At 69.5% G+C, this 5,918-nt stretch carries 7 protein-coding genes and 1 pseudogene; all 8 read right to left on the reverse strand.

Features of this window, described 5'->3' with window-relative positions; genetic code table 11:
* Positions 1-379 (reverse strand): aspartate carbamoyltransferase (locus tag AC5RV2_RS13700; protein WP_494092789.1); only part of this gene is annotated, 379 nt, incomplete at its 3' end.
* Positions 376-969, reverse strand: coding sequence for a bifunctional pyr operon transcriptional regulator/uracil phosphoribosyltransferase PyrR (gene pyrR / locus AC5RV2_RS13705; protein ID WP_494067912.1), 594 nt, complete (start codon positions 967-969; stop codon positions 376-378). The genes pyrR and AC5RV2_RS13700, both read right to left, overlap by 4 nt.
* Before the next feature lie 257 nt (positions 970-1,226).
* Entirely contained in the window at positions 1,227-1,646 is a 420-nt protein-coding gene (gene nusB, locus AC5RV2_RS13710) for a transcription antitermination factor NusB (protein ID WP_494069077.1), read from the reverse strand.
* Positions 1,646-2,209 (reverse strand): elongation factor P, encoded by a 564-nt coding sequence (gene efp / locus AC5RV2_RS13715; RefSeq protein ID WP_493977527.1) that lies wholly within the window; start codon positions 2,207-2,209, stop codon positions 1,646-1,648. The genes nusB and efp overlap by 1 nt, the downstream gene beginning before the upstream one ends.
* 549 nt (positions 2,210-2,758) lie before the next feature.
* On the reverse strand, positions 2,759-3,856 hold the full coding sequence (aroB, locus tag AC5RV2_RS13720; RefSeq protein ID WP_494092790.1) for a 3-dehydroquinate synthase: 1,098 nt from the start codon (positions 3,854-3,856) through the stop codon (positions 2,759-2,761).
* A complete protein-coding gene (locus tag AC5RV2_RS13725) occupies positions 3,853-4,395 on the reverse strand; it encodes a shikimate kinase (RefSeq protein ID WP_494092791.1) in 543 nt (180 codons plus the stop codon). The genes aroB and AC5RV2_RS13725 overlap by 4 nt, the downstream gene beginning before the upstream one ends.
* A complete protein-coding gene (aroC, locus tag AC5RV2_RS13730) occupies positions 4,395-5,594 on the reverse strand; it encodes a chorismate synthase (protein WP_494092792.1) in 1,200 nt (399 codons plus the stop codon). Before aroC ends, AC5RV2_RS13725 begins: the two co-directional genes overlap by 1 nt.
* A gap of 32 nt (positions 5,595-5,626) precedes the next feature.
* Positions 5,627-5,918: pseudogene (locus AC5RV2_RS13735) on the reverse strand (shikimate dehydrogenase); the annotation flags it as partial.

Genomic DNA, 5,918 nt, shown 5'->3' on the forward strand with positions numbered 1-5,918 from the left:
CGTTCACCACGGCGGCGTCGATCCAGCCCGACCCGGCCAGCCGCGCCGGTGCCCCGGAGGCCCAGTGCCGGATGACGACGGCGTCGGCGCCCATCGCCTCCAGGGTCTGGGCGGTGTCTTTGAGCGATTCGCCCTTGGAGACCGAGGATCCCTTGGCCGCGAAGTTGATGACGTCGGCCGAGAGCCGCTTGGCGGCGGCTTCGAAGGAAATGCGGGTGCGGGTGGAGTCCTCGAAGAAGAGGTTGACCACGGTGCGGCCGCGCAGCACGGGCAGTTTCTTGACCTCGCGCAGGGAGACCGCGGACATCTCCTCGGCAGTGTCCAGGATCTGCACCGCGTCCTGCTTGGCCAGGTCCGCGGTGGAGAGCAGGTGTTTCATGCGCTGACGTCCTCGATCACTACTTCGTCGGCCGCCGGTGCGCCGTTGTTGGTGTCGGTCTCGGCCAGCCGGACCCGGACCTTCTCCTTGGAGGAGGTGGGAAGGTTCTTGCCGACGTGGTCGGCGCGGATCGGCAGCTCGCGGTGCCCGCGGTCCACCAGCACGGCCAGCCGCACGATCCGAGGCCGGCCCAGGTCCACCAGCGCGTCCAGGGCGGCGCGGATGGTGCGCCCGGAATAGAGCACGTCGTCGACCAGCACCACGACCTTGTCGTCGATGCCGTCGGCCGGCAGCTGCGTGGGCAGCGGCGAACGCGTGGGATGCCGGCGCAGGTCGTCGCGGAACATGGTCACGTCCAGCTGCCCGATGATTTTGTCGGCGGCGACCGAGGGGTCGGCGGCGGCGATCTTGGCGGCCAGCCGCCGGGCCAGCGGGTAACCGCGGCGCGGGATGCCCAGCAGGACCAGGTCCTGGGAGCCTTTGTTCGCCTCGAGGATCTCGTGGGCGATACGGGTCAATGCGCGGTTGATGTCCGCTTCGGCAAGTACAACGCGCGACGATGCCGGCTGCGCCGGGTGGTCCGTGTTCATCTGTTGCCGCCTCCTTCCCCGCCTCACTGGACGGAATTTAAAGGTTGCTTGCGCCCTCAAAATTACCATGCCCGCCTCCGCTCCTGCCGTTCGTGACGGCTGTGCGACGGCGATGCGCGGGCGATGTGCGCAAGCTCACCGACCTCCTGTGGCTTCCCCAACCCCCGTCCCCGACCCGGCCCGAACGCGGCGACGGCGGGTGCCCGCCAAAGGGGGCACCCGCCGTCGCGCGTGGGGATGGTGGCTGCGGGCCCGTGTCAGGCCAGGAGCGTGGGCTTGAGCTGCTGCAGCCGGCCCAGCAGGCCGTTGACGAAGGACGGCGACTCGTCGGTCGAGAGCGTTTTGGCCAGCTCCACGGCCTCGCTGACCGCTACGCCGTCGGGGACGTCGTCGTTGTAGAGCAGTTCCCAGGAGCCGACCCGCAGGATGATGCGGTCCACCGCGGGCATCCGTTCCAGCGTCCAGCCCTGGGCGTAGGTGGACAGGAACTCGTCGATCGTCGGCTGGAGCGCGGCGACGCCCTCCACGATCTGCGCGGTGTAGGGGTTGATCACCTGGTCGGTGTTGCCGCGACCGGCCAGCGCCTCGGCGGCGGACACGCCGCGTTGTTCGGCTTCAAAAAGGACGTCGACGGCCCTGCGGCGGGCTTTGCCGCGGGCAGAAGTGGGAGCACTCACTAGTCGTTGACTCGTCCCAGGTAGTCGCCGGTGCGGGTGTCGACCTTGACCTTGGTGCCGGTCTCCAGGAACAGCGGAACCTGGATCTGGTAGCCGGTCTCCACCGTGGCGGGCTTGGTGCCGCCGGTGGAACGGTCGCCCTGCAGGCCGGGCTCGGTGTAGGTGATCTCCATGACCACGGAGGCGGGCAGCTCGATGTAGAGCGGGATGCCGTCGTGCATGGCGATGTTGACCTTGATGTTTTCCAGCAGGAAGTTCTCGTCGTCGCCGACCACCGGGCCGGGAACTGTGACCTGGTCGTAGTCCTGCACGTCCATGAAGACGAAGTCGTCGCCGTCCTTGTACAGGTAGGTGTAATCGCGGCGGTCAACCGTGGCGGTCTCGATCTTCAGGCCGGCGTTAAACGTCTTGTCCTGGATCTTGCCGCTGACGACATTCTTGATCTTGGTGCGCACGAACGCGCCGCCCTTGCCCGGCTTCACGTGCTGGAACTCAATGACGTTCCACAGCTGGCCGTCCAGCTTCAGCACGGTGCCGTTCTTGATGTCGTTGGTCGTGGCCACAGTTTCACTTTCGTCGATGATGGCGGGCCGCGGGCGGAAAGTCCGCCCGGCCCGGAGCGAAGTCCAGCAGACATTCTACCTGCTGGCGGGTTGCCTGACCGAAGCGTGGCCCTGCGGATGGGCTCGCCTCGCTTTGTCGCGGAGCGGCTGTGGCGGCCGGCAACGCCAGCCGCTGCAGGGGACGGGGTGGGCGGCTGCGTCCCACGTTCAGCCCTAACGCCCCACGTCTTGGCAGCGTAAAGGGCCCTGACGTGCGGCGATGTCCAGGCCCGCCGGCCAAACGTGGGAGCGAACCCACGGCGCGCGGGACCCCTGCACCGATTGGGGCGCTGGCTCTCCGGTGGGGCGCTGGCTCTCCGGTGGGGCGCTGACTCTCTCCGGACGGGCGGCCCAACGTGTCCACGTTCCGCAGGAATTGTCCAACTCTTGGAGGCGCCCAAGCTCCTGACCTGCGGAAACGCCGGTCGCCCTGCCAAAAGGTGGACAGCACGGCGTCGAAATCCCCCGGCACCACCCCCGGCCGCCTCCGGCACCACGCGGCGTCCGGCGCTACTCGGCGATCTCCTGGTAGGCGGCGAACAGCAGCGAGGTGTCCGGCACGTCCAGGATCCCGGGCTTGGCCAGGCCGTCCAGCACCACGAACCGCAGCAGGTCGCCGCGGGCCTTCTTGTCCCGCTTCATCCCGTCCAGCAGCGCGGCCCAGCGGTCGCGGCGGTAGGTCACGGGCAGTCCGAGCGACGTCAGGATCGCCTGGTGCCGGTCGGCGGTGGCGTCGTCCAGCCGGCCCACCATCCGGGACAGCTCGGCGGCAAAGGCCAGGCCGATCGAAACGGCCGCGCCGTGGCGCATCTGGTAGCGCTCTGCAAGCTCGATCGCGTGGCCGAGGGTGTGCCCGTAATTCAGGAACTCCCGGCGTCCCGACTCGCGCAGGTCGGAGGAGACTATTTCGGCCTTGACCCGGATGGACCGCTCGATGATCTCCCGCAACTGCGGCGTGCCGGCGGTGCTGGCGGCCTTGGGGTCCGCTTCGATCACCTCCAGGATGGCCGGGTCGGCGATGAAGCCGCACTTGACGGCTTCGGCCAGACCGGTGACCAGTTCGTTGGGCGGCAGTGTCTGCAGCGCGTCCAGGTCGGCCAGCACCGCGGCCGGCGGGTGGAACGCGCCCACCAGGTTCTTGCCCTCGGCGGTGTTGATGCCGGTCTTGCCGCCCACCGCGGCGTCCACCATGCCCAGCAGGCTGGTGGGGATGTGCACCACCTTGACGCCGCGCAGCCAGGTGGCGGCCACGAAGCCGGCCACGTCGGTGACCGCGCCGCCGCCCACGGCCACGATGGCGTCCGAGCGGGTGAAGTCGTTCTGTCCCAGCACCTGCCAGCAGAACGAGGCCACCTGGATGTGCTTGCCCTCCTCGGCGTCGGGAATTTCGGCGGTCAGCGCCTCCAGCCCGTTGGCGGCCAGGTCCTCGCGCACCGCGTCGCCGGTGGCGCGCAGCGCGCGCGGGTGGATCACGAGGACCTTGCGGACCCGCTCCCCCAGCACCTGCGGCAGGCGGCCCAGCAGCGCGTGGCCGACGACGACGTCGTACGCCTCCTGGGGTGTGTTCCCGGTGACCGGGATGGTGGTTGCCTCGGCGGTGTTGCTCACGGTTCGTGCCTTTCATCAAGCAGTTGTCTCAGTTCGGCCAGCAGTTGCTGCTGTGATTTGCCGCGGGTGTCCAGCACCAGGTCCGCCAGCCGCTCGTAGACCGGCCGGCGTTGTCCAAAGGTCTCGATCCAGCGGCCCACGGGGTCGCCGGCCAGCAGCGGCCGGCCGGTGTCCTTGATGATGCGCGGGCGCACGGTATCCACGTCGATGTCCAGGAAAACCACGGTGCAGTTGGCCAGCAGCTGCTGGGTGCCGGTGTCCAGGATGGCGCCGCCGCCCAGCGACACCACGGCGGGCGGCCGGCCGGCGGCGAGCAGTGCCGCCACCTCGCGGGCCTCGAGCTCGCGGAAGGCGTGTTCGCCCATCGAGGTGAAGATGGCGGGAATGGGTCCGTGCCGTTCGACGAGCCGCTTGTCGCTGTCGGCGAAGGCGAGGCCGTGCCGGCTGGCGAACTGGCTGCCCAGCGTCGATTTGCCGGACGCCATCGGGCCGATCAGGACCAGGTGGCGCCGCAGCTTGAGCGGCTGCCCGGCTGCCATTAGCGGCCGATCGAATCCAGCGACTCCGGGATCGCCGCCAGGTAGGACCGGAGGTTGCGTGCCGTCTCGCTCACGGAGTCGCCGCCGAACTTCTCGGTCACGGCCTCGGCCAGTACCAGGGCCACCATGGCTTCGGCGACGACGCCGGATGCCGGCACCGCGCAGACGTCGGACCGCTGGTGGTGGGCCTTGGCCGGTTCTCCGGTGGTGACGTCGATGGTGGACAGCGCGCGGGGCACCGTGGCGATCGGTTTCATGGCCGCCCGGACGCGCAGGGTCTCCCCGATGCTCATGCCGCCCTCGATGCCGCCGGCCCGGTTGCTGGCCCGCACGATGGTGCCGTCTTCGTTGCGAACGATCTCGTCGTGGGCTTCCGATCCGCGGCGGGCGGCGGTGAGGAAGCCGTCGCCGACCTCCACGCCCTTGATCGCCTGGATTCCCATCAAGGCGGCGGCCAGGCGCGCGTCCAGCCGGCGGTCCCAGTGCACGTAGCTGCCCAGTCCGGGCGGCAGGCCGTAGGCCAGAACCTCGACCACGCCGCCGAGGGTTTCGCCGTCCTTGTGCGCCTGGTCTACTTCCAGCACCATGGCCTCGGACGTCTCGGCGTCGAAGCAGCGCAGCGGATCTTCGTCCAGTGCCAGGACATCGCCCGGCCCGGGAAGCGGGCAGCCTTCGGGTACGGAGACCCGGCCGACCGCGGTGGTGTGGCTGACCAGCCGGATGCCCAGCGCGGCGAGGAATTTCGCGGCCACGGTGCCCAAAGCCACGCGGGCCGCGGTCTCCCGGGCGCTGGCCCGTTCCAGCACGGGGCGGGCTTCGTCGAAGCCGTACTTCTGCATGCCGGTGAAGTCGGCGTGGCCCGGCCGGGGCCGGGTGAGCGGGGCGTTGCGGGCCAGATCCGCCAGGGCCGCCGGATCCACCGGGTCGGCGGACATGACGGTTTCCCACTTGGGCCATTCGGTGTTGGCGACCTCGATGGCCACCGGGCCGCCTTGGGTCAGGCCGTGGCGGACGCCGCCCACCAGGGTGACCTGGTCCTTTTCGAACTTCATTCGGGCGCCGCGGCCGTAGCCAAGACGCCGCCGGGCCAGGGCATCCTGGACCTCGGCCGCGGTCAGTTCGACGCCGGCAGGGACGCCTTCGATAATGCCTACCAGGGCCGGACCATGGGATTCACCGGCGGTTAACCAACGCAACATGGATTCAATACTGCCATGCCTCGGCGGGCTGTTTAGCGCCGCGGTGCACCTACCGCGTCACACATCACATTTGTGACTTCGGCGGCGTTGGTGAAGCGATCGCCGGCGAACAGGCGCACCTGTTCCACGGCCTGGTAGATGAGCATTTCCAATCCATGGACCACCGACCCGCCGTGGCGCTGCCAGACGGCTGCCAGTTCGCTGGGCCAGGGATCGTAGGCGACGTCGAGCAGCACGCGTCCGCTCCGGTCCGTTCCGGCCTCCGCCGCCAGCTCCGCGGCCAGGGGATCGGCGGCGCGCGGCGGCAACGTGCAGACCACCGTC

The organism is Arthrobacter sp. Y3225116 (genome assembly GCF_059091245.1).